Raw genomic sequence first — 26,650 nt, forward strand, 5'->3', positions numbered from 1 at the left:
CGACCCCGGCGCCGTATCTTTGCCCCAAACCTTTTGCGGCATGCATACCATCGATTTGGATACGGTCGAAATGACCCTTGACGTCATGAAATACGCCATCGGGCGGATTACCAACAACCAGCCGGAACTGGGCAGCCCCCGCAGCGAGGCGGAGCTGCTTGAAGCGGTGGGAGAGACCATTACCCCCGAAGGCATAGGCGGGGAAAAGGCATTTGCGCTTTTCAAGGATGTGCTGGTCAAAGCCACGGTTCCCATAGACCATCCGCGCCACCTGGCTTTTGTACCGGCCGCGCCATCCCGTGCGGCTGTCCTCTTTGACCTGGTCACCTCAGCCTCCTCCATCCACGGGGCCTACTGGATGGAAGGCGCAGGGGGTATTTTTTGCGAAAACCGCGCCATGGACTGGCTGGTCTCCCTGACCGGCATGCCCAAAGGTGCCTTCGGGGTATTTACCAGCGGGGGCACAGCGGCCAACCTCTCCGCCATGGTGGCTGCTCGGGAAGCCTGGCGTAAAAAAGGGGGGGAGTCCCGCCGCAAGGGGATTATCATTACCTCTATCGGAGCCCACAGTTCCATTAAAGCCATGGCCAAGGTGATCGATGCCGAGGTAAAGCTGGTGCCAACAGAAGACCTGATGCGCGGTTCGGAACTGCAGGAGGCGATTTCGGGCATGCCCCCGGAAATGCGGGAATGCCTGTTTGCCGTGGTGGGTACCGGGGGTACCACCAATGCCGGGATCGTGGACGACCTGGACGGTATAGCCGAGGTCTGCCGGAAGGAAAATCTCTGGTTCCATGTGGATGCCGCCTATGGAGGGGGTGCCCTGCTGGCCGATTCAGTCCGCCATCTTTTCAATGGAATCGAAAAAGCAGACAGCGTGACCATTGACCCGCACAAATGGCTGTTCTCCCCCTACGACTGCGGGGCCGTGATCTACCGCGACCCGGAACTGGCGCGGGAGGCCCACTCTCAGGAAGGCTCTTACCTGGATATTTTTAAGGACGAAGGGGCCCGGGGTTTTAACCCGGCGGACTACCAGGTCCAGCTCACCCGCCGCTTGCGGGGACTGCCCCTATGGTTTTCCCTGGCCATGCACGGCACCAACCAGTACAAATGGGCGGTAGAACGCGGTATTACCCTGGCCCAGCAGGCGGCCGGGCAGATTCAGGCCCACCCGGACCTGGAGCTGGTGCGGGAACCCAGTTTGTCTTGTGTGCTGTTCCGACGCAGGCACTGGACCCCATCCCAGTATACAGACTGGACCTACCGCAACCATAAGGCAGGCCTGGCCCTGGTTGCGCCAACCCAATGGCGCGGGGCTTCAGGGATGGAAACCGTGCTGCGTTTCTGCTTTATCAATCCGCATACCACCGAGCAGGATATTTCGGTGATCCTGGAAACTCTAGGGGACTAGGTATTCACTGTTCCACGCCTGTTTTTCCTTGGAAAACCGGACGCGTAAGTGGTCCGGCTTCACGAGCTTCAGGTACTCGATCTTAAAGGGGAAGATATGGACGATGCCAAAAAAGTCGCTGGTCTCCTTCTGCATATAATCAATGCGGTGGGGGTCTGTGATCTCTGTGCCCGGGGACTGTAGGGAGGTATAGTCCCGGCGCGCACCCGCCTGCAGGCGGGCCCAGCATTCCTGTAGGACGGACTCGGACCGCTCCCGGTGGGCCAGGCCCTCTATGCGGACCTGCAACTGCTTGCCGGGGTTGAATAGCAACAGGCTCACCCGGTTGTTTTCCTTGAGGTGCAGGATTTTTTTGGACCGGGTATCCGTGTAAAAGGAGATGCGCATTTCTTCCGGGTCGAAGGCGCGCAAGACTATGGTACGCTGCCGGGGCAGGGTTTCCAGGCCCACGGTGGCCAGGGTGCCATACCGGAAGGGATGGGTTTTTTTATGGGTGCCGGCGTGTAATTCGGCAGTAATTTCCTGCCAGATGGAGGTGTTCATACCGGGGGGTTTTTATATAAAATTAAAAAAAAAATGCATGCAGGGGTAGGGTATTTCCCCCCGGGGTTGTTATAGTATCAAAAGTTGCTGAGAAAGAGGAAATCAAAACCGCTTCCCGCGGTACCGGGAGGCGGTTTCTTCCCAAAACACCAGTGTTTTGACTTAGCCCTTTTTGTGTCATAATTAAATTCATGTGTTTAGGTTGGTTTTGCCCCGCCATGCGGGGGAAAAGGAAAGCCCCGGCAGCAGTGCCGGGGTTTTTTCTTTGGGGTAAAGTTTCAGAAGGCGGCCTGTAGATATCCTGGTGATAATTTCTTGTGAAAGGGGGGCAGGTCCTTGGCCTATTTTGCTATTTTTGGCCATGCAAAACAACGTTCTGATCCTCGACTTCGGTTCCCAGTATACCCAATTGATCGCACGGCGCGTTCGGGAGCTGAACATCTTCTGCGAAATCAAACCCTACAACCACCTCCCGGAAAACCTGGACGAATTCAGCGCGGTGATCCTTTCGGGATCCCCCTTTTCGGTACGGGCCGAAGATGCGCCCCACCCGGACCTTTCCGACATCCGCGGCAAAAAACCCATCCTGGCCATCTGTTACGGCGCCCAATATGTAGCGCACTTCAGCGGGGGCAACGTGGCCCCTTCAAAGACCCGCGAATACGGACGGGCCAAGCTGGCCCATGTGGAAGCCGACCCCTTCCTGAAGGATATCGAGGTGGGCTCCCAGGTATGGATGAGCCATAGCGATACCATCCAGGAACTGCCGGAAGGCGGCCAGCTGCTGGCCAGTACCCACGACGTAACCAATGCCGCTTTTAAGGTAGAGGACGAACGCATCTACGGGATACAGTTCCACCCTGAAGTGTACCACACCACCCAGGGCAGCACCCTGTTGAAGAATTTCCTGGTAGACATTGCCGGGCTCGAGCAGACCTGGACCCCGGATGCCTTTGTGGAAACCACGGTGGCCGAGCTCAAGGCGGAAATCGGGCAGGAGAAGGTAATCCTGGGCCTGTCCGGGGGCGTAGACTCCACGGTGGCTGCCGTGCTGCTGCATAAGGCCATCGGCTCCCACCTGCACTGCATCTTTGTGAATAACGGCCTGTTGCGCAAAAACGAATTCGAGGAGGTGCTGCACCAGTACGAAGACATGGGGCTTAACGTAAAAGGGGTAGACGCTTCGGCACGCTTTTTGAACGAACTGGCGGGAGTGGAGGACCCCGAAAAGAAACGCAAGATCATCGGGCGGATTTTTATCGAGGTTTTCGACGACGAATCGCATAAAGTCGAAGACGCCAAATGGCTGGGGCAGGGCACCATTTACCCGGACCGGATCGAATCCGTTTCGGCCAGCGGGGGCCCGTCGGCCACCATCAAGAGCCACCACAATGTGGGCGGCTTGCCGGATTATATGAAGTTGAAGGTGGTGGAGCCTCTGAAAATGCTGTTTAAGGATGAGGTGCGGCGCGTAGGGGCCAGTCTGGGGATCCCGGACGAGCGCCTGGGGCGCCACCCGTTCCCGGGCCCGGGCCTGGCCATCCGCATCCTGGGGGAAGTGACCCCGGAGAAGGTGGCCATCCTGCAGGAAGTGGACCATATTTTTATCCAGGGTCTGCGGGAATGGGGCCTGTACGACCAGGTCTGGCAAGCCGGCGCCATGCTGCTCCCGGTGAACAGCGTGGGGGTGATGGGCGACGAGCGGACTTATGAAAAATGCGTAGCTTTAAGGGCCGTGGAGAGCACGGACGGGATGACTGCCGACTGGGTAAACCTCCCGTACGACTTTCTGCAGAAGACCTCAAATGACATTATCAACAAGGTGCCCGGGGTGAATCGCGTAGTCTACGACATCAGCTCCAAGCCGCCGGCCACCATAGAATGGGAGTAACATGAAGTTTGCCTTCCGGTATGCCCTGCTGGGGCTTTTTGGCCTTTTGATCAGTTGCGGCGCCATGGCCCAGCAGCAATTCCGAACTCATGCGGTACAGCAGGGGGAAACCCTGTATTCCATCGCTAAACGCTACGGGCTTACCCCGGACGACCTGGTCCGATACAACAAGGAACTCGAAAACGGGCAGCCCCTGCGCCCCAACACTATCCTGGTGATCCCCAGAAGGGAAACCGAACCCGCTGCCCAGCAGACCACAGCGGTACAGGACACCACAGACTTTTCCAGCCCTATTGGGTTTACTACCCACCGGGTACGCCGCCGGGAGACCCTTTATGGCATTACCCGCCAATACGGGATTGAGGAGAGTGAACTCAAGCGCTTTAATCCCGAGTTGTACGCAAACCCGCTGGACCGGGGCATGGTCTTGCGGATCCCGAAATTTGCACCCGGGTACCGGGAGCAGCTCGAGCTGGAATCCCAGCTGGGTGAATATACCGTGCAACCGAAGGAAACGCGCTGGAGCATCGCCCATAAGTTCGGGATTACGGTAGACAGCCTGGTGCGCCTGAACCCGGAATTACCCGGCAGCACCAGCTACCTGGCCGCTGGCCAGCAATTGCGCGTGCCCAAGGCTGACGCCCCCTCCGCCCTCACCCAGCAGAGCGAAGTATATCGCGCTTATACCGTACCGCCCAAGCAGACCTTGTTCAGCCTGAGCCAGGAGTACGGGATTTCCCGGGAGGAGATCATTCGCCTGAACCCGGAAATTATGGAACGCGGCAACCTGCAGGAAGGCATGGTGCTGCGCCTGCCCGAACCCAAACGCGATACCCTGGGGCTAAACACGGACCGCTTTGTGTTCTATGAGGTGAAGCCCAAGCAAACCGAATTCTCCCTCACCCGTAAATTCGGGCTGGGCTGGTCCGAATTGCGGCAGCTGAACCCGGACCTGGCCACCGGTCTCAAAGCGGGGATGGTGTTAAAAATTCCCCGGGAAAATACGGCAAACCTGGAAGTCAAAAATGCCCTGGTGCTGGACGCCTTTAACCTGCGCGACAGCATCAACACGGGCAATATCCCGCGTCTGCTGGTGCTTTTGCCCTTCCGCCTGGACCGCCTGGACCTCCAAAACCCGGAGGAGACCTACAAGCGGATATCCCAGAACAACGCCCTGACTTACAGTCTGGGGATTTATACAGGACTGATGGTAGCCATGGACAGCATTGCCGAGATGGGGGTTTCCGTGGAGGCCAAAACCCTGGATACCCAGCTGCGGCCGGAGCGGGTACGCCAGCTGGTGATGCAGGAAGACCTGAGCCGGTACAGCGCCATCCTGGGGCCCCTGGACCCGCGTGCCGTTGGCGACGTGGCTTCACGGGCGGCCGAACTGGACCTGCCGGTCATTGCGCCGGTACCCCTGCCGGAAGCCCTGCCCACTGAAAATGTGTTTTATACGTACACGGACGATGCCCGCCTGCGCCACCATATGCTGGAGTATATGAAGGAGCAGGTTACGGATCAGAAAATATTTATCATTTCGGATCAGGCCAACCGGGATACGGAAGGGGAGATTCTGGAAGCCTTCCCGGCTGCGGAACTGGTGGCCTTAAAGCAGGATGATGAAAACATTTCTCTGGATATGGAGGACTTTCTGGAAAGCCTTTCGCAAACCCAGGAAAACTGGATCTTCGTGGAAACCGACAACTTCCGCATTGCTTCCAGCGTAACTTCCATCCTGAATTCGGCTAATACGGAGGAAACCCCGGTGCGCATGTTTACCACAGACCGCAAGGCCTTCGATAATGACGTGGTGGCGGCCACCCACCTTTCCAACCTGAAATTCACCTTCCCCTCCGTATATCGGGAAACCGGGGAATCTGCCTTTGCACGGCGCTACCGCCAGCGTTTTGGGGGCGACCCCAACCGCTACGCGGTACGCGGGTTCGACCTGGGAATGGACCTGCTGTTGCGACTGGCATACAAACCAGACCTGTTCCAGGTGGCGGATCAGATCGGGGTGACCCGGTACAGCGGTAATATGTTCAACTATGTGAAGGAGCTGCAGGACGGCTATTACAACACCGCCTCGTACATCCTGATGTACGACGGGCTCCGGATCCGAGAAATACAAGGACCATGACATCCAAAGTCGTATACCTGGGCGGGCTCAGGACTGAAAATACTCACCTGGCCTCCGGGGCCACCTATATTACCGATGCCCCTGTGGATAACCACGGGAAAGGGGAGGCTTTCAGCCCTACCGATACCGTAGCCACAGGGGTGGCGAATTGTATGCTGACGGTTATGGGGATTAAGGCACGGGACCTGGAGGTAGACCTGAGCGGCGCCACAGCAGAGGTCACCAAAACCATGGCGGCTAATCCCCGTCGCATTTCCAGGGTAGAAGTTCGTGTAACGCTGCCCGGAGGCGTTTCGGAGCGGAACCGCAAGGTCCTGGAACAAACCGGGCGCACCTGCCCTGTGATCATGAGCCTGCACGAGGCCATCGAAAAGGACATCACCTTCCATTGGCAGGACTGAGATACCTCGGAATTTTCCTATGGGGTCTAATGGCCCTGCAGGCACAGGAGGAACCCGCCATCCGCTGGGAGCCTGGCCTGGAGCTATCCTGGTCCGATTTCAGGGGGACGCCCCCGGAAAGCCGTCGCATAGCTGCTACTACGGCCAGCGGTATTTCTTATGCGTACAACGCCACCTGGAATGGCCTGGGTTATGTCCTGGACCTGGAGGTGGAGGCCCATTTTTATCCTGAGAAATCCTGGTACCACCCGGAAATCTGCGACCAGGGGGTCCTGGCCCACGAGCAGTTGCATTTCGACATTACCGCCCTGTTTGCCCGCCGCCTGCGGGCACGCCTGGAAAGCCGGGTCTATGGGGACGACCTGCAGGCCGAAGTTCGCCATATGTTTGCGGAGCTCAACCGGGAGTTGGCCGCCTTCCAGGAGCGTTACGACCGGGAAACCGATTTTTCCAGGGACCCTGAAGCCCAGGGGCGCTGGGGGGAGGAAGTAGCAGCCTTGCTGGCTGTGGAATAACCCTTTAGATATCGCAGATGGTTACCCCCTGCTTCAGGGCGGCGATCTTGTCTTCCCAACTGGGGATGAATTCCTGGGCTACATGGCCTGTGAAGCCCGTATCGGCAATGGCCCGCATAATGGCGGGGTAATACAGTTCCTGAGTCTCGTCGATTTCGTGGCGGCCCGGGTTACCCCCGGTGTGGTAGTGCCCGAAATAGGGGTGGTATTCCCGGATGTTCCGGATGACGTCCCCTTCCATGATCTGCATGTGGTATATGTCATAGAGGAGTTTAAAGTGCTCCGTGCCCAGGCGGCGGCAGAGCTCTACCCCCCACAGGGTATTGTCGCACATATAGTCCTTATGGTCTACCTTGGAGTTGAGGAGTTCCATCTGCAGGACCACCCCGTATTTTTCGGCTACAGGCATGATGCGGGAGAGGCCTTCCACGCAGTGTTGCAGGCCCACCAGGTCGTCCATGCCAAAGCGGTTCCCGCTAAAGCAGATCAGGTTGGTATACCCGGCTTCGGCAATCAGGGGAATCTTTTCGGTGTAATCCGCCACCAGTTCGTCGTGGAGTTTGGGATTGTTCCACCCGTCCACAATCCCTTTGCCCGCTCCCCAGCACATGGAGGCGTGGATGCCGTGTTTCTTCAGCAGCGGAAATTCTTCTGGGCCCACCAGGTCAATGGCGGGGATCCCCAGTTCCACCAGGTGGCCCAGGAAGGTATCCAGGGGGATGCTGCCGTAACACCAATAGCAAACGCTGTGGTTGATCCGGTTCCCTGCCGGCCTGGCCGCTGGGGTTTTGGGGGAGGAGGCGCCCAGGGCGCCGGTGCTGATCAGGGCGGCCGATGCGGCGGCCCCTTGTTGCAGGAAGTTTCTGCGTTTCATATCGTGGCTATTGGTTGCATTTAAAGATAGTATTTTTACCCCGACCTATGGATGTCCCCGGAATTTCACGAAAACACCTGCTGGCCCTGGCCCACGCCCGAATGCCCTACGGCAAATACAAGGGCCGCTACCTGACGGACCTGCCCCTGCCTTATCTGGTGTGGTTCCGGCAGCAGGGTTTTCCCAAGGGTGCCCTGGGGCAACAGCTGCAGGCGATATTTGAAATCAAGGAAAACGGACTGGAGGGGTTGCTCCGTCGCCTCCGGGAAGAATTTCCCCGGGAATCGCCCTGATTTCCTCGGGCAATTTGTATCTTTGAATCCCGTAACACTCATTCCCCACATGGCAGCTACCAAATACATCTTCGTTACGGGAGGCGTTTCCTCTTCGCTCGGCAAAGGCATCATTGCCGCATCCCTTGCAAAACTCTTACAGGCCCGGGGTTACCGGACCACCATCCAGAAACTGGACCCCTACATCAACGTAGATCCGGGCACCCTGAACCCCTATGAACACGGGGAGTGCTATGTTACGGACGACGGGGCGGAAACCGACCTGGACCTGGGCCACTACGAGCGGTTCCTGAACATCCGCACCTCCCAGGCCAACAACGTCACCACCGGGCGCATCTACCAGAGCGTGATCGAGAAGGAGCGCCGGGGCGAATTCCTGGGGAAAACCGTACAGGTGGTACCGCATATCACCAATGAAATTAAAGAGCGGATCCAAAAGCTGGGCAACAGCGGGGAATACGACATGGTCATCACCGAAATTGGGGGTACCGTGGGGGATATTGAATCCCTTCCGTATATAGAAGCCGTACGGCAGTTGCTCTGGGAGCTTGGGGATGGGAACGCCATTGTGGTCCACCTGACCCTGGTGCCCTACCTGTCTGCTGCCGGGGAGCTGAAGACCAAACCTACCCAGCACTCCGTGAAAACCCTCATGGAAAGCGGGATCAAGGCCGACATCCTGGTATGCCGGACCGAGCACGAGCTTTCAGACGAAATCAAGGAGAAGCTGGCCCTGTTCTGCAATGTGAAGAAAGAGGCCGTCATCCAGTCCATAGACGCTTCCACCATCTATGAGGTGCCCGTGATGATGCAGGCAGAAGGCCTGGACCGCGTGGCCCTGGCCAAGCTGGATTTACCCCAGCTGCCCGAGCCGGACCTGACCCAGTGGAATGAATTCCTGCAGCGGCTTAAGCACCCCCACCACACCGTTACCGTAGGGCTAATCGGGAAGTATGTGGAACTGCAGGATTCCTATAAGAGTATACAGGAGGCCATTATACATGCCGGGGCGGCCAACGAGGTTAGGGTGGAGGTGAAGTCCATCCACTCCGAGCACATTAGCGACAACAACCTGGAATCCAAGATGAAAGGCCTGGACGGCGTTATTGTGGCCCCCGGGTTTGGCGAGCGCGGGATTGAAGGCAAGGTGAAAGCCGTGAAATACGCCCGGGAGCGCGGGATTCCGTTTTTGGGGATCTGCCTGGGCATGCAGATGGCCGTGATTGAATTTGCCCGGGATGTACTGGGGCTGGAAGGCGCCAATTCCACCGAGATGAATGAGAAAACCGCCCACCCGGTCATTGACCTGATGGAAGCCCAGAAGACCATCGTGAACAAAGGCGGGACCATGCGCCTTGGGGCCTGGGACTGCGAACTCTCCGAAGACACCCTGGTACAGCGGGTCTATGGCGGGGCCTCTACCATTTCGGAACGCCACCGCCACCGGTACGAATTCAACAACGACTATAAGGCAGCCATGGAAGAAGCGGGCCTGGTATTTTCCGGTATCAATGCGGAAACCGGCCTGGTGGAAATCGTGGAGATTCCGGGCCACCCCTGGTTTATCGGGGTGCAATACCACCCGGAATACAAGAGTACGGTAGCCAACCCCCACCCGCTTTTTGTGGGATTTGTGGAAGCGGCCCTGCGCTTTAAGGCCGAAAGTTAGCCCGCCACAATGGCATAAACTCCCCAATTGGGCCTATATTTGCATCGGTTTTTGCCCGCGGGCGCCCCTGCCTGCCAACAGCCTAATACCTGACAATCCATGGAAGAAAAGAAACTGGATCTCAATTCCATTATTGGCTTTGTGCTGATTTTCGGAATCCTCATTTACTGGTTCTACACCACCCAGCCCACCCCTGAAGAGCTGGAGGCCCAGCGGGCCGAACAGGTGCAGGACTCCCTGGCCCAGGCCGAAAAATCCCAATTGCAACCCGCCCAGCAGGCTGTTGCAGCCCAACCCCTATCGGATTCCCTGGCTGCCGATGCCTATGCCCGGCAGGTTGGGGAATTTGCCTTTACCGGGGTACAGGAGGGCGTAACCCGCCTGGAAAATGAAGTTTTGTTGCTGGAGGTCTCCAATAAAGGCGGGCAGGTGGTGCGCGCCCAGATGAAGCAATTCGTAAACCATGACTCCCTGCCCGTAGACCTGATCCGGGAAGGGAATTCGGATTTTAACCTGCAGCTCACCACCCGGGAAAACCGGGTCCTCAATACCCGCGACCTGTATTTTGAACCGGAAGTGCTGCAGGAAGGGGATACCCGGGTGTTGTCCATGAAGGCCAAGGCCGGGGCAGACCGCTACCTGGAATTCCGCTACAGCCTGAAACCCGGGCAGTACCTGATGGATTTTGACCTGCGTTCCCAGGGCCTGAGCTTGGGGGGCGATGCCGTGGGCCTGGACTGGAAGCTATCCGCCATCCGCCACGACCCCAGCGTGATGTATGAAAACCGGTATACCCGCCTGACGTACCGCCACAATGGAAACGACATTGACAAGCTGGCAGCCAACGGGGAAGACGACGATACGGAAACCGAGGTGCGCTGGATGTCGTTTCGCCAGCACTTCTTCAGCTCTATTTTAGCCGCCGCAGAACCCCTGCCTTCCGTACGCATGACGTCGGAAGACCTGGTCGACGGGGAAAGTAAGGAAACGGCCTTCACCAAGACTTTTGGGGCGGAAACGGCCCTCCCCTTAACCGGGGGAGAGCTCAGCCGCCGGATGTTCTGGTATTTCGGCCCTACGGACCTGGATGTCCTTAAGCAATACGAAGACCTGTCCCTGGCGGATTCCATCCCATTTGGCTGGGGGATCTTCGGGTGGATCAACCGCTATATATTCACGCCCTTTTACGGTTTTCTAAGCTCCTTCCTTCCCTTTGGGATCGCCATTGTGGTGATGACCATTATCGTGCGGATCCTGATGTCTCCGGTCACTTATAAGTCCTATCTGTCGCAGGCCAAGATGCGGGTATTGAAACCGGAGATCACGGAAATTAACGAGCGGCTTAAAGATAATGCCATGAAGCGGCAGCAGGAGACTATGAAGCTCTACAACAAGGCCGGGGTGAGCCCGATGAGCGGGTGTGTGCCGGCGGTGTTGCAGCTACCCATTTTCTATGCCCTGTTTATGTTCTTCCCCACCAGCTTTGCCCTGCGGCAGAAGTCCTTCCTGTGGGCCGAGGACCTATCCTCCTACGATACCGTAGCACAGCTGCCCTTCAGCATTCCTTTTTACGGGGACCACATCAGCCTGTTTCCCATCCTGGCGTCCGTGGCCATCTTCTTCTATATGATGATGACCACCGGGCAGCAGATGCAGACCCAGCCCGGGATGCCCAACATGAAATTTATCATGTACCTGTCCCCCCTGCTGATGTTGTTCTTTTTCAACAACTACGCCAGCGGGCTTAGCCTGTATTATTTTGTGTCCAACCTGATTACCATCGGTATTATGCTGGTGATCAAAAACGTGATCCTGGACGAAGACAAGATCCACGCCCAGATCCAGGAACAGAAGAAAAAGCCCCGCAAGGAGAACCGCTTCCAGCGCAAGATGCGGGAGATGATGGAAGAGGCTGACAAACAGAAGAAAGGCGGGCGCAAATAAAGACGTGCCTGCGGAAAGCTCAAAGCCTCCCCAAACCGGGGAGGCTTTTTTTATGGCTTTTAGACAGCTGTAAACGTGCCGTTCATCGATTTTTCGGCAGGCCAGTTAAACGCAGGCGCCGTCTTCGACATCCAAAAGGCAAACGAAAATATATAGCTATGAAAAAGATACATTTCCTTTTGGCAGCCCTGCTCGGCATCCTGATGCTGCTGCCCGCTGAAGGGGAGGCCCAGGCCTCCCGAACCGTAACGGTGGTCAAGGTGAACCGCCAGCACCCTGTAAAGCGCACGGTGCGTCGTAAAAAGCGCAAGGTACGGCGGCGCGCCTTCCGCACCCTGCGCCAGTTGCCTGCAGGAACCCGGGCCATCCGCTACCGCAGCGTGGCATACTACCCGGTAGGGGGCAAGTATTACGTGGCAAGCAAGGGCGTGTATGTTCGGACCTTCCCGCCCCGCGGATTCCGGGTGCGTACGCTGGCTGTTGCCCCGGTACGCGTGGTGGTTGCCCGCAAGCCCTTCTGGTATGCCCAGGGGGTGTTCTACACCCGGGAAGGGTCGGAATACGAAGTGGTGGACGCCCCGGTGGGTGCAATTGTCCCCGAGTTGCCGGACGAGGCAGAACCCCTGGACTGGGATGGGGTTTCGGCCTATGAACTGAACGCGGCGGTATACCGGGAAGTGGATAACGGCTTCGAGGTTATTGACCTGTTGGACGAAGATTGAAATGGCACTGGCCAGAACCAAAAAGCCCCTCCGGAAGGAAGGGCTTTTTGTTTGGATGATCAGCTATGTCTGATAAGATTTGGGACCCGCAATATGCACCCCAATCCACGAGGATCAAAAGAAAAGTTGTCAAGTAAGGAAATTTGTATGCGAGGGTAAGGTTCGCCGGGGTATGATTTCCGGGTAAAAAAAAAGCCATGCGCGGGGGCACATGGCTTTTTTGATATATGGGGGGAAACTTTAGTTACTCGTATCGGGGATCAGGACCTGGTTCAGCACATGAATTACACCGTTGCCGGCCTGTACATCCACCGCAATTATACCAATACCGGCATTGCCGGAGCCGTCGGTTACGTCGGCAATGTTCATGCCGTTATCCGTACCCGGCAGGGTAATGGTGATGTTATCCCCTTCCAGGGTGGGGGCTACAGTGTCTCCGTTGGGGGTCAGGTCTGCAGACCGTACATTGCCGGACACCACATGATGGTAGAGCACAGAAGTCAGCAGGTTTTCATCGATATCCGTTACCCCGTTCCAGTCCGGGTTGCTGTCCAGCAGGGCCTGGAAAGCGGTATCGGTGGGGGCAAAGACGGTAAAGGGGCCTTCTCCGCTCAGCACGCCCACAAAATCAGTGGCCGGGGTGCCTTCGGTGAGGGCGCTTACCAGGGGTGCAAAGGTGGGGTCTGCCGCCGCAAAGGTTACTACGGTGGGGATGTCGATCACGGCATCCACGGCATGGATTACGCCGTTGGTGGCTACCACATCGGCCACGGCCACACTGCTGCTGCCGTTTATGGTTACGCCGTTGTCAATATTGATGTATGCACTCAGGGCGTCGCCGTCTGCATTGGTACCCAGCGTATTCACGTAGGAGTTACTGAGCCCGGAAGAAAAGGCTGCGGCTCCGGCCACCACATGGTTGGCCAGGATGTTCCCGATGTCGTTCCCATTAGGATTGTTAAAAGCCGCAAAGGCATCATTTACAGGTGCAAATACGGTAAAGGGCCCGTCTCCGGAAAGCAGGTCCGTGTAGGTAGTATTGCCGCCGGCAGTTAGGGCGGAAACCAGGGTGGAGAAGGCATCATTGGCCACGGCGTGGTCTACGATATTGGGCAGGCCAATAACGGCATCTACAATATGTACCACCCCATTAGACGCTTCAAGGTCTGCGGTGACCACACCGGATACTCCATTAATTTCAACTCCGGCCTGGGTATTTACGAACAGGCTCAGGTTGGCGCCGCCAGGGCCAGCAGTGGATGCTGAAGACACATAGCCCGTGCTCAGGTCTGCAGCGCGGAATTCCCCGGCAACCACGTGATTGAGCAGCACCTGGGTAAGTAATTCGTCCGGTACGTCCTGTACACTGGTAAAACCATTTTCGGAGAGAAAAGCGGCAAAGGCATCATTGGTGGGGGCAAATACGGTAAAGGGCCCTTCGCCCTCCAGGGTAGAAACCAGGCCGGCTTCCGTCAGCGCAGCTACCAGGTTGGTCAGGTCGCCACTGGAAACAGCCAGTTCCGCTATGTTAGGGGTAAGTTCGGGCATTGTGGTGTCGCCCTCGTCGTCGGAGCAGGCACCCAGGACCAACAGGAGCCCTGCCAGCAGGAATGGGTAAAAAAGATTCTTTTTCATAGCAATTTTGTTTTCATAGTGTTTAACGAAAGTATAAATAAGATAAACAAAATAAATGCAGCTTAATAATACTTTAACACGCAGAGGCTCAATCCGGGCCCTGCAGAACCGGCGTTTTATTTCGTAATTTTGCCCTGCAAAAGCATGAAGAAAGTAGTAGTAGGCCTCTCCGGAGGGGTAGACAGCAGCGTGGCGGCCTTGTTGCTTCAGCAACAGGGCTACGAGGTCATTGGCCTGTTTATGAAGAACTGGCACGACGATTCTGTGGTGATATCCCGGGAGTGCCCCTGGCTGGAAGACAGCAACGACGCCCTGATTGTGGCCGAAAAGCTGGGGATACCCTTCCAGACCGTGGATCTGAGTGCGGCCTACAAGGAGCGCATTGTAGATTATATGTTCCGGGAGTACCAACAGGGGCGCACCCCAAACCCCGATGTGCTCTGCAACCGGGAAATCAAGTTTGATCTCTTCCTTAAAATGGCCCTGCAACTGGGGGCGGATTACGTGGCTACCGGCCACTATTGCCGGAAGGATGCAGTTACCGGCACAGACGGCCAGCCGATATACCGCCTGTTGGCCGGAGCCGACCCGAATAAGGACCAATCCTATTTCCTCTGCCAGCTGGACCAGGAACAGCTTTCCCGGGCCCTGTTTCCCATAGGCCACCTGCAGAAAAGCGAGGTGCGGGAAATAGCAGCGGCCCACGGGCTGATTACGGCCGGGAAGAAGGATTCCCAGGGGCTTTGCTTTATCGGCAAAGTTCGCCTGCCCGAATTCCTGCAACAGAAACTCCAGCCCAGGGAAGGGGAGATTGTGGAGGTGCCTGCAACGGCGTCCCAGTACCAGGTGCAACCCCCTGCCTTTGCCAATCGGGCCGAGGAACTGGCTTATTATGCTGAAAAAACTTCCTATGCCCCGGAGGATGGGAAGGTAGTAGGACGTCACCAGGGGGCCCATTATTTCACCATCGGCCAGCGCAAGGGGCTGGATGTGGGGGGCACCCCGGAACCCCTCTTTGTGATCCAGACGGATGTGGAACGCAACATTATTTATACCGGACAGGGCAAAGCCCACCCCGGATTATATCGAAGGGCTTTATTCGTAAAGGATGCAGACCTGCATTGGGTACGGCCGGACCTGGCCCTTGCCCCGGATGGCAGTATGGAGGTGCAGGCCCGCATTCGCTACCGGCAGGAATTGCAACAGGCCTGCCTCTATAAAATAGAAGGGGGGCTGTATGTGGATTTTGCACAACCCCAGTCCGCCATTACCGAAGGGCAGTTCGTAGCCTGGTACCTGGGGGAAGAGCTCGTGGGATCCGGAGTGATTGCCTGAATGTAAACCAATACGACCATGCCTAACCGCATTACCCAACTTTTCGGGATACAGTACCCCATTGTTCAGGGGGGGATGATCTGGGCCAGTGGCTGGCGCCTGGCCTCGGCCGTTTCCAATGCCGGTGGGCTGGGCCTGATCGGCGCCGGGAGCATGTACCCGGATGTGCTGCGCGAACACATTCAAAAATGCCGGCAGGCTACCTCCCGGCCTTTTGGGGTGAACGTGCCCATGCTCTATCCGGATATTGAGCAGTTGATGGCCATTATACGGGAAGAACAGGTACCTATTGTATTTACCTCTGCCGGCAACCCCCGTACCTGGACGGCCCAGCTTAAGGCTGCGGGCATTACCGTGGTCCATGTGGTTAGCAGCGTCAAGTTTGCCCTGAAGGCCCAGGAGGCCGGGGTGGATGCCGTGGTGGCCGAAGGTTTTGAGGCCGGGGGGCACAACGGCCGGGACGAAACCACCACCCTAACCCTTATTCCCGCCGTACGGGAGCAACTCCACCTGCCCCTGATCGCCGCTGGAGGCATCGGTAGCGGGCGGGCCATGCTGGCCGCCATGGTGCTGGGTGCAGACGGGGTACAGGTAGGCAGCCGTTTTGTGGCCAGCGAGGAAGCTTCTTCCCACCCTGCCTTTAAACAGCGGGTAGTAGAAGCCGGGGAAGGGGATACCCGCCTTACCCTGAAGGAACTGGCGCCTGTTCGCTTGTTGAAAAACCCCTTCTACCAGGAAATTGAAGCGGCCTATGCGCGTTGTGCCACCCCGGAGGAGCTCAAGGCCCTGTTGGGCCGCGCCCGTGCCAAAAAAGGCATGTTCGAAGGGGACCTCGAAGCCGGGGAGCTCGAAATTGGGCAGGTTTCTGCCCTGATCCACAACATCCTGCCTGCCGGGGAGATCGTCCGTAACATGATGCATGAATTCCACCAGGCCAGCCGGGAGGTCCCGGGCTTGCTGTAACGGGTTTACAGCACAGATCTTTGGATATTCAGATCCGCGTGTTTCCAGATGTCCCGGAATGCTGCGGCCGCCTGAAGGGCTTCGTCCGTTTTTCCCTGGGCTTCAAGGGCCAGTTGTAACCCCTTTAAAGACCATCCATTCTTTCTCAGTCGTTTCAGGTCTTCCCGGTATACGGCTTCAGCTTCGGCGAATTTCCCCAGATCCATCAATACCGCCCCCAGGTTCTGTCGGGGCGGGATATGCCATGCCGAGGGTTCCGTGTAGGTGAGGGCATCTTCAGCAGCAATGGCTTCCTGTAAATGTTGGATGGCCTCTTCCCCGCGCCCTTCCAGGGCCGCCAGTTCCCCGGCCACCACCCCGTGGGCCACCCGGGCCAGTCGTTCAGAGGGGTTGTAAGGGGTGGCGATAAACGCCATCATTTCCGGATCTTCTATGAGTCCGGCAATCGCTTCCAACTCCTCCCGGGCTTCCCCGGGTTTGCCTTTGCGTATAAAAGCCATCCCGCGGGCGTAGTGGCGCATCAGCCTCAGGTGCTTGACCTCCTTTGCGGGTTCCGGGAAGGTGAGGATATCATTCCATTTCCCGAAACGAATGTATGCCAACAGGGGGGTTGACGCAAAATCCTGCAGGAAGGGGAGGGTAGTCATTTCCCCCACAGGGACTTTTTCGGCGGTTTTTCTGGCCGCCCAGATCGCTGTTTCGCTCTCGCCGATCAGGCTGGATGCCGACCAGAGGAAATGAATGTTGTGCGGATAATAGGTAAGGGGGTAAAGCCCCTGGGCAAAACACTGGGCAATATAGTCCTCGTCTGCCCCGATGGCTTTCCGGTTTACGCGAACCGCATCCTTGTAACGGCCCACCCTAATATAGATATGGGAGGGCATATGGACCAGGTGTCCTGCAGCGGGCATCAGGTCCTCCAGGCGTTCCGCACTGGGAACCCCCAGGTCCGGGAACGGGAGTTCCACCAGGTGGATGTAGTAATGGTGAGCCCCCGGGTGGTCAGGACTTAGGGCAATGGTACGTTCCAGGGCCTTTTGGGCTTCCAGGGTATGTGGCATGGGCGCTCCGGATGGCTTCCAATAATTCCAGGGCATGGTATTCAGGATGGAAGCGGCATAAAGGGTTAGCACCTCCGGGTGGTCCGGGAATTCAGAGGCAACACCTCCCATGGCTTGGCGATAGGCCTCATTTAGTGTGGCTGTTGGCACTTCCGGGTCCGGACTGTACCTGGCATTCAGGGCCAGAATCAGGGCCTGCTCCAGCGGCGTGGCGCGATCCAGCAACGCATTGGCTTTTTGCAGGGCATCCCAGGCCTGTTGGCGGCGTTCGGCAACGGGTTCCGGATCATTGATGTTTGGCCCCAGGGCATAGGCCTGGCCCCAGAAGGCCATGGGGTTGCGCGGGTCCAGCCGACCGGCCTCCAGGAAGGCCCGGTGCCCCTCGGCATGGTTAAAGGCATAGGTAAGGCGGATTCCCTGGTCAAAAAAGGCCTGGGAGCGTGCGTTTTGGGTTGTCACTTCAAAATGGTGGTTGCCCAGGTTCTCAAATAACGGGGCAATCTGCCGGGTACTGTCTATAGGCCCAAGCAGAAATTTGGCCACGGTGCACTTGATGTTTCCCATGGACGCAGCAGCGCGTTTGGGGAGGATTTCTTCGGTTGGTTTAGGGAGCAAGACCGCCAATAGCAATAGCAAGGCCAGGGCGACCCAAATCAGGTTGCGATTTGTTTTCAAGGGGTATCGGTTAGGTGGTTATCCGGGGGAACGCCTGCGCCCCCCTGAAAGCCTCAGGGGGCGCTAAAAGGTCTCAATTCCCTCAAGATAGTAAAAATACCGTACCCTTTCTCCTAATCCATTGAAATACAGGATCAGGGATTGCCTTTCAGGCTCCCCAAATACTCCATAAGGTCGCGCAATTCCCGCCGGCTGATGACCCGGCCCATGGGCGGCATGGCCGAGGGCTGGTTGGTCCGTTTGGCCACGCGGGATACCGGGATGCGCAGGGGTTCGGCCTCCTCGCCCTGCAGTACCAGGGTCTGGGGGTCTTCCTCCAGCAGCAACCCGCTGATTTGCTGCCCGTCGGTCAGGGTCAGGCTTACGGATCCGTAGCCCGGGGCTATTCGCGCGTTGGGATTGATCAGGGATTCCAGGATTTCTTCCCTGCTAAGGACGCTGGCAATGGAATCCAGGGCCGGGCCTACCTGCCCGCCGGCGCCATTAACGGCATGGCAGCGCACACACTGGGCGGCCGGGTTGCTGGTAAAGACGGATTGCCCGGCCCACCAGCTGCCGCCGTAAAGGGTTTCCTGGAAAGAATCCACGGAGTATCCGCTGTTTTTTAGGGTTTCCAGGCCGGCCATCAGAGCGGGAGACCCGGTGGCTTCCACCGCTTCGATCAGGTCCAGGATAGCCCCGGGGGCTATACGGTCCTTTGTGGCATCTTCCAGCAGGCTGCCCAGCACCGGTTCGCTTTTTTCCAGGGGCATTTCCGCCAGGGTAGCCAGCATGGCCTGTTGTTCGCCTACGGAACCTTCTTTAAAAATAGGTGTTACGATCCCCGGCAGGGCATCGGCAGGCAGGTCCAGTACTGGCAACAGGCTAATGGCCGTGGTGCGAACCCCGTTGTAGGGGTCTGCAAGCCCTTTGCGCAGGTAGTCTCCGATCCTCTCGTCCGGCAGGCTCCTCAGGGTTTGCAGCAGGGCGGCCCGGGTAGCTCCGTCCGAATGGCGGTCAAAGAGTTCCCGCAGGCGGGCATTGTGGCCGGTAATCCCCAGTTCCCGGATCACCTGTCCGGTTCCGGCCAGGATAGCCGGGTCGGTACTGGCCAGTAGGGAAGGAATCTGGTCGGAAACCTTGCCGGTAACCAGGGCGGCATCGCGCTCAGCAGGGCCGCGGTAGCGACCGGTAACCCGGTCCAGGACTGAGGGGTTGGCCCAGCTGCCCAGGGCCGCCAGGGCTTCGCCCCGTAGGACGGCTGGCACATCTTCCCGTTGGGCATAGGCCAGCAGGCGGTCCAGGTCTTCTTCTGTCCCGGTGCGCAGGGCGGCGTTAATGGCTCTTCGCATCAGGGGCTCGGAATCCAGGCCTTCACGGTCAAGCAGGGCCGCCAGGGCAGGCAGGGCCTCCGGGATGGACCAGTCGTCGTTGATGGCCCGCGCGGCTTCTGCCAGGATGTAGGGATCCGAATCCGAAAGGAAACGGGTGATCCCCGGGTGTTGCAACCGGCGCAGGACCAGTACCCCGGCCAGGCGGAGGCTGGGGTTCGGTGAAGTGGCCAGGGCCAGGATAGGGTCAACTTCCCCGATACGGGAAAGGGCCAGGACGGCGGCGTGCCGCAGGTATACGTCCTGGTCGTCGTTTGCAGCCAGGAGTTCAATCAGGGCTTCTACAGCTGGCGCATAGGCCAGGCGCCCCAGGGATTGGGCGGCGAAAAACTGGACTCTCGGGGGCTGGTTTTCCAGCAAGGGGAGCAGGGCTGCGCCGGCTTCGGCATAGCGCACATTCCCCAGTACCTTGGCGGCCTGGGCCGTAAGTTCGGGATCGTCGGATGAAAGCAGGGGCAGCAGGATTTCAGCCAATTCCGGCTTGGACTCGGCCAGTTGGCCGATACCCCAGATGGCGTGGATTTTCGCCAGCGGATGCGCACTGTTTTCAAGGACCTCCTTAAAGGTCTGGTAGCCACGGCGCCCGCGGCCGGCCAGTTCAAACTGGGCCATTTGCCGTACCCGCATGTCTGCATATTCCAGCAGCCCGGCCAGGGTTTCCCGATCCTGGTCCCCGTAATCCAGCTGGATCAGCCGGCGGGTTTCGGTCCGTTGAACGGCCAGGTCGTCTTCCTCCGGGGTTACGTCCAGTTTCCAGACGCGCCCGGCATTTTTGGTATTCCACCCGTTAATCCAGTCGGCCAGGTACAGGGCCCCGTCCGGGCCAAAGCGGATCCCGGTAGGCAGTACGCCGCTCAATACATCCGCTTCGGATTTCAAAGCAAAGCCGGCCCCCTGGGGTTGCAGGTCGAAGGCCCAGATATGGGAGCGTGCAGGGTCGCCAATAAATTCCACCAGGAAGAACTTGTCCTGCCAGCGGCTGCCCAGGGCTGTGCCCGGGTTGTAGACCATGCCGGTGGGGCCGTTATGGTAATTCTGGATGGGCGGGATAATGTAGGCAGCCTGCCCTTCCCAGCGGGGGAGGTAGAGCTTTTCGTCCATCCACACCTTGTAGCTGTTGTTTTTGGGGTCGGTATACTTGCCGAACTGCCAGTTGGTCCGCCAGCCGGAATCCGAGCCCTCCACCAGGTACACCAGGCGTTCGCTTTCGCCCTGGTGGTCCCCGTCGTTGTCCGAGGTAATCAGGTTGCCATAGGCGTCAAAGACAAACTCGTGGGTATTGCGCAGCCCGCGGGCAAAAACCTCAAAATGGCTCCCGTCCGGGTTACAGCGTACAATCACCCCCTGGTTGGGGTAATGGTGCTTGCTGCCGTCCCGGGCCGTAATGCTGGCGCCAATATCGCCTATGCCCCAGTACAGTTTCCCGTCCGGGCCCATGATGGCCCCGGACATACCGTGGCCCCCAAAACCGATGTGCACCATAAAACCGGTGGCCAGGGATTCTTTGGTATCCAGTACTTCATCTCCGTTGGTGTCTGTTAGGCGCCACATATCCGGGGCAATGCCCACGTAAATGGCATCGTCCTGTACCAGCAGGGCCCCGGCCACATCGGAGACCTCTTCGTGAAAATCGCTCAGGATGCGCGTGGCAACATCCGCCGTCCCGTTTCCGGATCGGTCTTCCAGGCGCCAGACCTCGTCTTCTTCCACCCGCAGGTCCCTCCAGTCGTGAATTGTATCCTGGTTCAGATCCTTGAGCCACTCGTTTTCCGCGCTTTTTTCCGGGGCAAAGGTTTCCTGTAGGAAGGCCCGGCGGTCCTCCACCGATTGCAGGCCAATGGAAGCGGTCATCCAGTCGCGGTGCCCGCGGATATCGAATTCGGAGTTTTTCTGGCGGTTGGTCCGCGTCAGGTAAATACGCCCCCAGCGGTCAATGTCCATGGCCACCGGGTCAGGAGCCAGGGAATCCGAGGCCCAAAGGCTCAGCTGCATCCCGTCGATCACCCGGGCCGCCACCGAGGTGCGGGCTTCCTGCGCAAGGGGCTCGGCAATACTATCCGGCTGGGCGATCACCAGGGGGGTCTCCAGGGGTTTATCCGGGGTAAAATCGCATGCGGCAGACAGAAAGGCCAGGCCTATCAGGGCCAGCCATCCCATTTTGGAAATGGAGAGGTTGGAAAGCGGTATCAGGGTTTTCATTTGGGCGTATTGAGATCGTTTTGGAGTTGGGTCAGGTATTGGGCCATCCCATTTAGGGTAGTGGCCAGGTGCTGGATCTGGGACTGGGCTTCTCCCCAGTTGTGCTGTTCGATGGCTTCGCGTACCCCGGGCAGGGTTTTTACCCCATACCCGGTGTAAAAGCCGGGGGCGTAGATCTGGTGCTTGTACCAGGGCCGCCGGGGCAAGCCTTCTGCACGCGTTAGCTGGTGTTCTGCGGCCATGAGTTTGCGGTTTACCGCCTCCCGCTGTTTTGGGGTCAGGGCATGGGCCCGTGCAAGGTCCAGGCCATCCACGGTGGTGTGGAGTTGGGCCAGGGCATTCTGCAGGGGCGAGAAGTCCAGGTAAGGGATGGCGGGTTTTGCTTCGGCCGCTGCCTGGGGCCGGGTAGGGTCTGCCGCCAGGTTATAGGCCTTCCGGGCTACCAGGGCATTGTGTTGGGTTACTTCCTTTCGAAGGGATTCGGCGGTTTCCATTACCTGCTCCAGGTAGGTTTCCAGGGTGTGCTGCCAGGGCTTGAAATCCAGGGGCAACACCTCCGCATTGGCCAACCGGAGCACCACGCGGCCTGCGGTTTGGGCCAAAGCCACCCCATAGGCAAATTCCGGGTCCTTAAACCGCTTGTAGTGGGTATAGGTATCGTAAATGGTATGGTATTCGCCCCCGGCATTTTCCCCTCCAAAGCCCAGGTTCAGGGCAGCGATGCCCGCATGCTGGATAAAGGGCGTATAGTCCGACCCGGAGCCCAGGGCAGAAAGGTTGAAGCCGGCTTTGCCCCCGCCCACCAGGATGCGGGCATCCCGGCGTTCCAGGATGCTCACCCCGGTCTGGGGGTCGGTTACCGCCCCGGCTACCTCGGCCACCAGGGTCTGCAGGCTGTGGGAGCCGCCGGCACCGAGGAAGCCTCGGCCATTGCCGTCGGTGTTGATATAGGCCACTGCCTTTTCCTGTAGTTCGGGCAGGTGGTCTTCGACCCATTCGGTAGACCCGATCAGGCCGGGTTCTTCCGCATCCCAGGCGCAATACACCAGGGTCCGTGCCGGGCGTTGCCCCTTTTGGGCCAGCATCCCCACAGCTTTGGCTTCGGCCATCAGGGCCACCATCCCGCTCACGGGGTCTGCCGCTCCGTGCACCCAGGCGTCGTGGTGGTTCCCCCGGATCACCCATTGGTCCGGGTACTGGGCACCTTTAAGGGTAGCAATGACGTTGTGGGCCGGCTGTAATTTCCAGTCAAATTCCAGTTTCAGGCGTACCCGGGCAGGCCCCGGCCCGATGTGGTAGGTCAGGGGCAGGGCGCCCTTCCAGCTTTCCGGTGCCACCGGCCCGCCAAGGGCCCGCAGCAGGGGTTCTGCATCTGCATAGGAAATGGGGAGTACCGGGATTTTGGTAATGGTGGGGGCCTCTTCGCGTTTCAGGCGTTTGGCCCTGGCAGTAGCGCCATAGCCCGGGGTGAGCACATCCCCCGGGTAGAGGGGCATGTCCATCACGGAGCCTCGCTGCACCCCGGTGGCATTCTTGAACGCTCCTTCGGGGTAAACATCCCCCCGGTAGTAACCATCGTCCTTGGGGTCGGAGTATATGATACAGCCGATGGCCCCTTTTTCTGCCGCCAGTTTGGGTTTGATCCCCCGCCAGGACCCATAGTACTTGGCGATCACGATTTTTCCTTTCACATCAATGCCCTGGCGTTCCAATTCTTCATAATCGCTGGGAATCCCGTAGTTCACAAAGACCAATTCGGCCTCCACATCCCCGTCGGTGGAAAAGGCGTTGTAGGAAGGCAGCAGGGCGTCTCCCTGCTGGGTGTAGGGGTCGCCTTCCACGGGCACGGCTTTCAGGGAAGCCGAAAAGGATTCCGGGGCAGTCATTTCCAGCAGGCGGACCCTGGGGTAGGGGAATAGTACCTGGTAGGTTTCGATGCGGGCGTCGTACCCCCAGGAGGCAAATTGCTGCTGCATCCAGCGGGCATTGGCCTCACCGTAAGGGGTGCCCACCCAGTGGGGTTCTGCCGCCATCCGCTGCATCCAGGACTCCAGGGAGTCGGCGGAGAGCAGGGCGTCAAAGGCTGCTTCGAGTTGGTGCTGGGCCTTGGACTGGTCCGGGGTAAACCCGGTAATCTGCTGGGCGGTAGCCCAGTAGGTGATCCCACACGCCACGGCCAGGAAAAGGAGCTTTTTCATCGGAAGGGTTTGAAGAGGGAAGATAGCAATTTGAACCCAAAGCCAGCCCCTTCAAATGTAAAAAATACACTTTAGTCCCAGCTCTGGTCCAGGAGTAGCAGGGTATGCAGCAATACATCGGCTCCGTGGGCCATATCTTCACGGGAGGTGTATTCTTCCGGGGAATGGCTGATGCCACCATTGCTGGGGACAAAGATCATCCCCACCGGGGCAATCAGGGCCATGTCCTGTGCATCGTGCCCGGCCCCGCTTTGCATGTTGCGGCGCGACAGCCCCAGGGCGTCCGCGGCCTCCTGAATGGTCTGCTGTATTCGCGGGTCGGTCAGGGCGGGTTTCCCGGTGGTGTCCAGGGCTTCAAAGGCAAAGGTGGTACCGCTGTCCTGGGTAATGGCGGAGGCCCGTTCCAGAATACGTTCGTACAGGGCGTCGATGACGGCATCGGACAGGTCCCGGATCTCCAGGCTCAGCACCACTTCTCCCGGGATAACATTGGGGGCCCCCGGGTAGGCAGCAATGCGCCCTACTGTGGCTACCTGTTTCCCGTCCATCCCCTTGGCTTCTTCATTTACCGCCTGTATAAAACGGGCTGCAGCCAGCAGGGCATCCTGCCGCAGCCCCATGGGGGTAGTGCCGGCATGGTTGGCCATCCCCTTCACGGTAACGTCCCACCAGCGCAAGCCTACAATACCTTCTACCACCCCTATGTCTTCTCCTTCCCGGTCCAGGATGCCCCCCTGTTCAATGTGGAGCTCCAGAAAGGCGGCAAAACTCCCTTTGGGCCGGATGGCTTCCTGCAGGCGGGTGGTGTCGCCGCCCAGCCGCTGTATGCCCTGCCCCATGGAATACCCGGTGCTGTTGACCACTTGCAGGGCCTCCGGCTTCAGGGCGCCGGCCATGGCGCGGCTGCCCATTACCCCGCCCTCCTCATTGGAAAAGATGATAAACTCCAGGGGGTGGCGGGTTTGTACCTGGTTTTCCTGTAATACCCGGGCTACTTCTATGGCTGCCAGGCTGCCCACGCACCCGTCGTAGTTGCCGCCGTGGGGTACCATGTCAATATGGGACCCAAGCCCCAGGGGTTTCAGTCCGGCCACCGTGCCCGGGCGCGTGCCGATCAGGTTGCCGGCAGCGTCTGTGCGCACCTGCAACCCGGCCTGTTTCATGAGCCCCGCCACATAGGCGCGTCCCTGGATATCCCCGTCGCTGAAAGCCACCCGGTTCGGTTGCCCGCTGGCATCTTTGCCGTAGGTGGCCAGGGTTTCCAGGGTGCCTTGCAGCCTGTCCTGATTTACGCGCAGCGCCTCTTGGGCGTGGCCGGTAATCAGCCCACAGCAGAAAACGCCCATGAAGAGAGCCAGGATTGTGCGTGCGGGAAAATGGGAAAATGGGAATTGGGTGGTAGTGGACATGAGAAAAACGATTGGTACCGGGCAAGGTACAAAACTCCCTGGGATTCTGCCGGGGTTCAAAGCATCCCTCTGGCCTTGATCTCCAGGTACTTGTTGAGCGTGGCCACCGTCAGGTCTTCCGGGCGGGTGAGAAGGGCCTGTATGCCGTGCCGGTTCAGTTCCCGGACAATACGTTTCTTCTCATACAGGAATTTGCGCGCTATGGTTTGCTGGTAAACGCCGCGCACGTTTTCCGCCGACTGCTGACTAAAGGCCTCCAGTTCCGTGTTCTGGAAGAAGACCACCACCAGCAGGTGCTGGCGCTGCAGGGCTTGCAAATAGGGCAGTTGGCGGCTTAGGGCGTCCAGGGTTTCAAAATTGGTAAAAAGCAACAGCAGGCTACGGTGGCTCAGCTGGCGCTTCACGTCCGTGTAAAGGCGGGCAAAATCGCTTTCGGCAAAGTCGGTATCGATGTGGTACAGGGTTTCCAGCAGGCGTTGCATCTGGGAGCTGCGGCGGTCTGCCGCCACCCGGTTTTCCACGCGCCGGTTAAAGGTCATCAGCCCGGCCTTGTCCTGTTTGCGGATGGCTACCCGGCTCAGTACCAGGGCGGCATTGATGGCGTAGTCCAGCAGGCTCATCCCTTCAAAGGGCATACGCATCACCCGGCCGGTATCGATAACCGCGTAAATGGGCTGGGATTTTTCGTCCTGGTACTGGTTCACCATTAACTGCCCGCGTTTGGCAGTGGCTTTCCAGTTCAGGTTGCGCACATCGTCTCCCGGAATATACTCCCGGATCTGTTCGAACTCCAGGGTATGCCCAATACGGCGGATGCGTTTGAGCCCCAGGTCGGTGAGGCGGTTCGAGATCGCCATCAGCTCGTATTTCCGCAGTTGGAGGAAGGAAGGGTATACCGCCACGGTTTGCCCTCCCGGCGTACTGAAGCGGCGTACCAGCAACCCCAGGGGCGAGCGCACCAGGACGTGCAAAGCGCCAAAAGTATACCGGCCCCGTTCTGTAGGCCGAAGCTCGTATACAGGGGAGTGAGCAGCTCCGGATCCCAGGCGGCCGCTACGGCTGAAATCCCGGATTTGCAGCCGTACGGGCAGCTCTTCGATCAGGGTATACCGCACCGGGAAGAGGTAGGTGTTGCGGAGGTAGAGCTGAACCGGGTTCAGGTCGCCATTGGAAAAGCGTTCGGGCAATTCCCGTTTGGCCTCTACCCGGCCCCGGGACCCGTACAACAACAGGGCATCTGCACCTATGGCAACGCCAAGGGCCAGGGCAACTACCCGGGCCGGACCCATGAGCCCGGGCAGGAGGTAGGCCAGGATAAACAGGCCTGCCAGCCCAAAGAGGAGGGCAAAGAAGCGGGGGCTCAAAAACAGGTTGCGCAGGGTGGTTCGCATCGGCT

At 58.5% G+C, this 26,650-nt stretch carries 19 protein-coding genes; 11 read left to right on the top strand and 8 right to left on the bottom strand.

What is annotated here, in order from left to right; all coding sequences use genetic code 11:
- Positions 1-40: 40 nt before the first annotated feature.
- Positions 41-1,414 carry a pyridoxal phosphate-dependent decarboxylase family protein gene (locus OZ410_RS09490; protein WP_277707720.1) on the top strand — a complete coding sequence of 458 codons (1,374 nt, stop codon included), beginning with the start codon at positions 41-43 and terminating at the stop codon, positions 1,412-1,414.
- On the opposite strand, the gene OZ410_RS09495 is transcribed toward OZ410_RS09490, so the two are convergent.
- On the bottom strand, positions 1,403-1,957 hold the full coding sequence (locus tag OZ410_RS09495) for a pyridoxamine 5'-phosphate oxidase family protein (RefSeq protein WP_277707721.1): 555 nt from the start codon (positions 1,955-1,957) through the stop codon (positions 1,403-1,405). The two genes, OZ410_RS09490 and OZ410_RS09495, sit on opposite strands and share 12 nt — an antisense overlap.
- 361 nt (positions 1,958-2,318) lie before the next feature.
- Between OZ410_RS09495 and guaA the strand changes: the two genes are divergently transcribed.
- From guaA to OZ410_RS09515, 4 genes are read left to right on the top strand one after another with little or no spacing between them, the layout of a single operon-like run.
- Positions 2,319-3,848 carry a glutamine-hydrolyzing GMP synthase gene (gene guaA, locus OZ410_RS09500; protein WP_277707722.1) on the top strand — a complete coding sequence of 510 codons (1,530 nt, stop codon included), beginning with the start codon at positions 2,319-2,321 and terminating at the stop codon, positions 3,846-3,848.
- 1 nt (position 3,849) lies between these two features.
- Positions 3,850-5,991 carry a LysM peptidoglycan-binding domain-containing protein gene (locus OZ410_RS09505; protein WP_277707723.1) on the top strand — a complete coding sequence of 714 codons (2,142 nt, stop codon included), beginning with the start codon at positions 3,850-3,852 and terminating at the stop codon, positions 5,989-5,991.
- Positions 5,988-6,392 (top strand): OsmC family protein, encoded by a 405-nt coding sequence (locus OZ410_RS09510; RefSeq protein ID WP_277707724.1) that lies wholly within the window; start codon positions 5,988-5,990, stop codon positions 6,390-6,392. Before OZ410_RS09505 ends, OZ410_RS09510 begins: the two co-directional genes overlap by 4 nt.
- A 29-nt stretch (positions 6,393-6,421) precedes the next feature.
- Positions 6,422-6,907, top strand: coding sequence for a DUF922 domain-containing protein (locus tag OZ410_RS09515; RefSeq protein ID WP_277707725.1), 486 nt, complete (start codon positions 6,422-6,424; stop codon positions 6,905-6,907).
- A gap of 4 nt (positions 6,908-6,911) precedes the next feature.
- Here the strand turns inward: OZ410_RS09515 and OZ410_RS09520 are convergent, their stop codons facing one another.
- Positions 6,912-7,781: a hydroxypyruvate isomerase family protein gene (locus OZ410_RS09520; RefSeq protein WP_277707726.1), complete on the bottom strand. Its 870-nt coding sequence runs from the start codon at positions 7,779-7,781 to the stop codon at positions 6,912-6,914.
- A 47-nt stretch (positions 7,782-7,828) separates the two neighbouring features.
- On the opposite strand from OZ410_RS09520, the gene OZ410_RS09525 reads away from it, so the two are divergent.
- The 4 genes from OZ410_RS09525 (at position 7,829) to OZ410_RS09540 (ending at position 12,409) form a co-directional block, all read left to right on the top strand.
- Complete coding sequence (locus OZ410_RS09525; RefSeq protein WP_277707727.1) at positions 7,829-8,074, top strand: DUF3820 family protein; 246 nt, start codon at positions 7,829-7,831, stop codon at positions 8,072-8,074.
- A 49-nt stretch (positions 8,075-8,123) separates the two neighbouring features.
- On the top strand, positions 8,124-9,743 hold the full coding sequence (locus OZ410_RS09530; RefSeq protein WP_277707728.1) for a CTP synthase: 1,620 nt from the start codon (positions 8,124-8,126) through the stop codon (positions 9,741-9,743).
- Between the two features lie 99 nt (positions 9,744-9,842).
- A complete protein-coding gene (gene yidC, locus OZ410_RS09535; protein ID WP_277707729.1) occupies positions 9,843-11,687 on the top strand; it encodes a membrane protein insertase YidC in 1,845 nt (614 codons plus the stop codon).
- 158 nt (positions 11,688-11,845) lie between these two features.
- Positions 11,846-12,409, top strand: coding sequence for a DUF6515 family protein (locus OZ410_RS09540; RefSeq protein WP_277707730.1), 564 nt, complete (start codon positions 11,846-11,848; stop codon positions 12,407-12,409).
- A gap of 240 nt (positions 12,410-12,649) precedes the next feature.
- On the opposite strand, the gene OZ410_RS09545 is transcribed toward OZ410_RS09540, so the two are convergent.
- Entirely contained in the window at positions 12,650-14,044 is a 1,395-nt protein-coding gene (locus OZ410_RS09545) for a fasciclin domain-containing protein (protein WP_277707731.1), read from the bottom strand.
- Positions 14,045-14,188: 144 nt separating this feature from the next.
- Between OZ410_RS09545 and mnmA the strand changes: the two genes are divergently transcribed.
- Together mnmA and OZ410_RS09555 are read left to right on the top strand one after the other, a co-directional pair.
- On the top strand, positions 14,189-15,379 hold the full coding sequence (mnmA, locus tag OZ410_RS09550) for a tRNA 2-thiouridine(34) synthase MnmA (RefSeq protein ID WP_277707732.1): 1,191 nt from the start codon (positions 14,189-14,191) through the stop codon (positions 15,377-15,379).
- An 18-nt stretch (positions 15,380-15,397) separates the two neighbouring features.
- Positions 15,398-16,342, top strand: a complete 945-nt coding sequence (locus tag OZ410_RS09555) for an NAD(P)H-dependent flavin oxidoreductase (RefSeq protein WP_277707733.1) — start codon at positions 15,398-15,400, stop codon at positions 16,340-16,342.
- A gap of 5 nt (positions 16,343-16,347) precedes the next feature.
- Here the strand turns inward: OZ410_RS09555 and OZ410_RS09560 are convergent, their stop codons facing one another.
- From OZ410_RS09560 to OZ410_RS09580, 5 genes are all read right to left on the bottom strand, one after another.
- Positions 16,348-18,078: a tetratricopeptide repeat protein gene (locus OZ410_RS09560; protein WP_277707734.1), complete on the bottom strand. Its 1,731-nt coding sequence runs from the start codon at positions 18,076-18,078 to the stop codon at positions 16,348-16,350.
- A 134-nt stretch (positions 18,079-18,212) separates the two neighbouring features.
- On the bottom strand, positions 18,213-21,647 hold the full coding sequence (locus OZ410_RS09565; RefSeq protein ID WP_277707735.1) for a HEAT repeat domain-containing protein: 3,435 nt from the start codon (positions 21,645-21,647) through the stop codon (positions 18,213-18,215).
- Positions 21,644-23,845: a M28 family metallopeptidase gene (locus tag OZ410_RS09570; protein ID WP_277707736.1), complete on the bottom strand. Its 2,202-nt coding sequence runs from the start codon at positions 23,843-23,845 to the stop codon at positions 21,644-21,646. Before OZ410_RS09570 ends, OZ410_RS09565 begins: the two co-directional genes overlap by 4 nt.
- 71 nt (positions 23,846-23,916) lie before the next feature.
- Positions 23,917-25,191, bottom strand: a complete 1,275-nt coding sequence (locus tag OZ410_RS09575; RefSeq protein WP_277707737.1) for a Zn-dependent hydrolase — start codon at positions 25,189-25,191, stop codon at positions 23,917-23,919.
- 119 nt (positions 25,192-25,310) lie between these two features.
- Positions 25,311-26,645, bottom strand: a complete 1,335-nt coding sequence (locus OZ410_RS09580; protein WP_277707738.1) for a DUF58 domain-containing protein — start codon at positions 26,643-26,645, stop codon at positions 25,311-25,313.
- Positions 26,646-26,650: the final 5 nt, after the last annotated feature.

It is taken from the genome of Robiginitalea aestuariiviva, from assembly GCF_029537735.1.
Lineage (GTDB): Bacteria > Bacteroidota > Bacteroidia > Flavobacteriales > Flavobacteriaceae > Robiginitalea > Robiginitalea aestuariiviva.

Coding starts and splice junctions, on each gene's coding strand:
- OZ410_RS09490 (WP_277707720.1), top strand. CDS start 41: ATGCATACCATCGATTTGGATACGGTCGAAATGACCCTTGACGTCATG.
- OZ410_RS09495 (WP_277707721.1), bottom strand. CDS start 1,957: ATGAACACCTCCATCTGGCAGGAAATTACTGCCGAATTACACGCCGGC.
- guaA (WP_277707722.1), top strand. CDS start 2,319: ATGCAAAACAACGTTCTGATCCTCGACTTCGGTTCCCAGTATACCCAA.
- OZ410_RS09505 (WP_277707723.1), top strand. CDS start 3,850: ATGAAGTTTGCCTTCCGGTATGCCCTGCTGGGGCTTTTTGGCCTTTTG.
- OZ410_RS09510 (WP_277707724.1), top strand. CDS start 5,988: ATGACATCCAAAGTCGTATACCTGGGCGGGCTCAGGACTGAAAATACT.
- OZ410_RS09515 (WP_277707725.1), top strand. CDS start 6,422: ATGGCCCTGCAGGCACAGGAGGAACCCGCCATCCGCTGGGAGCCTGGC.
- OZ410_RS09520 (WP_277707726.1), bottom strand. CDS start 7,781: ATGAAACGCAGAAACTTCCTGCAACAAGGGGCCGCCGCATCGGCCGCC.
- OZ410_RS09525 (WP_277707727.1), top strand. CDS start 7,829: ATGGATGTCCCCGGAATTTCACGAAAACACCTGCTGGCCCTGGCCCAC.
- OZ410_RS09530 (WP_277707728.1), top strand. CDS start 8,124: ATGGCAGCTACCAAATACATCTTCGTTACGGGAGGCGTTTCCTCTTCG.
- yidC (WP_277707729.1), top strand. CDS start 9,843: ATGGAAGAAAAGAAACTGGATCTCAATTCCATTATTGGCTTTGTGCTG.
- OZ410_RS09540 (WP_277707730.1), top strand. CDS start 11,846: ATGAAAAAGATACATTTCCTTTTGGCAGCCCTGCTCGGCATCCTGATG.
- OZ410_RS09545 (WP_277707731.1), bottom strand. CDS start 14,044: ATGAAAAAGAATCTTTTTTACCCATTCCTGCTGGCAGGGCTCCTGTTG.
- mnmA (WP_277707732.1), top strand. CDS start 14,189: ATGAAGAAAGTAGTAGTAGGCCTCTCCGGAGGGGTAGACAGCAGCGTG.
- OZ410_RS09555 (WP_277707733.1), top strand. CDS start 15,398: ATGCCTAACCGCATTACCCAACTTTTCGGGATACAGTACCCCATTGTT.
- OZ410_RS09565 (WP_277707735.1), bottom strand. CDS start 21,647: ATGAAAACCCTGATACCGCTTTCCAACCTCTCCATTTCCAAAATGGGA.
- OZ410_RS09570 (WP_277707736.1), bottom strand. CDS start 23,845: ATGAAAAAGCTCCTTTTCCTGGCCGTGGCGTGTGGGATCACCTACTGG.
- OZ410_RS09575 (WP_277707737.1), bottom strand. CDS start 25,191: ATGGGCGTTTTCTGCTGTGGGCTGATTACCGGCCACGCCCAAGAGGCG.
- OZ410_RS09580 (WP_277707738.1), bottom strand. CDS start 26,645: ATGCGAACCACCCTGCGCAACCTGTTTTTGAGCCCCCGCTTCTTTGCC.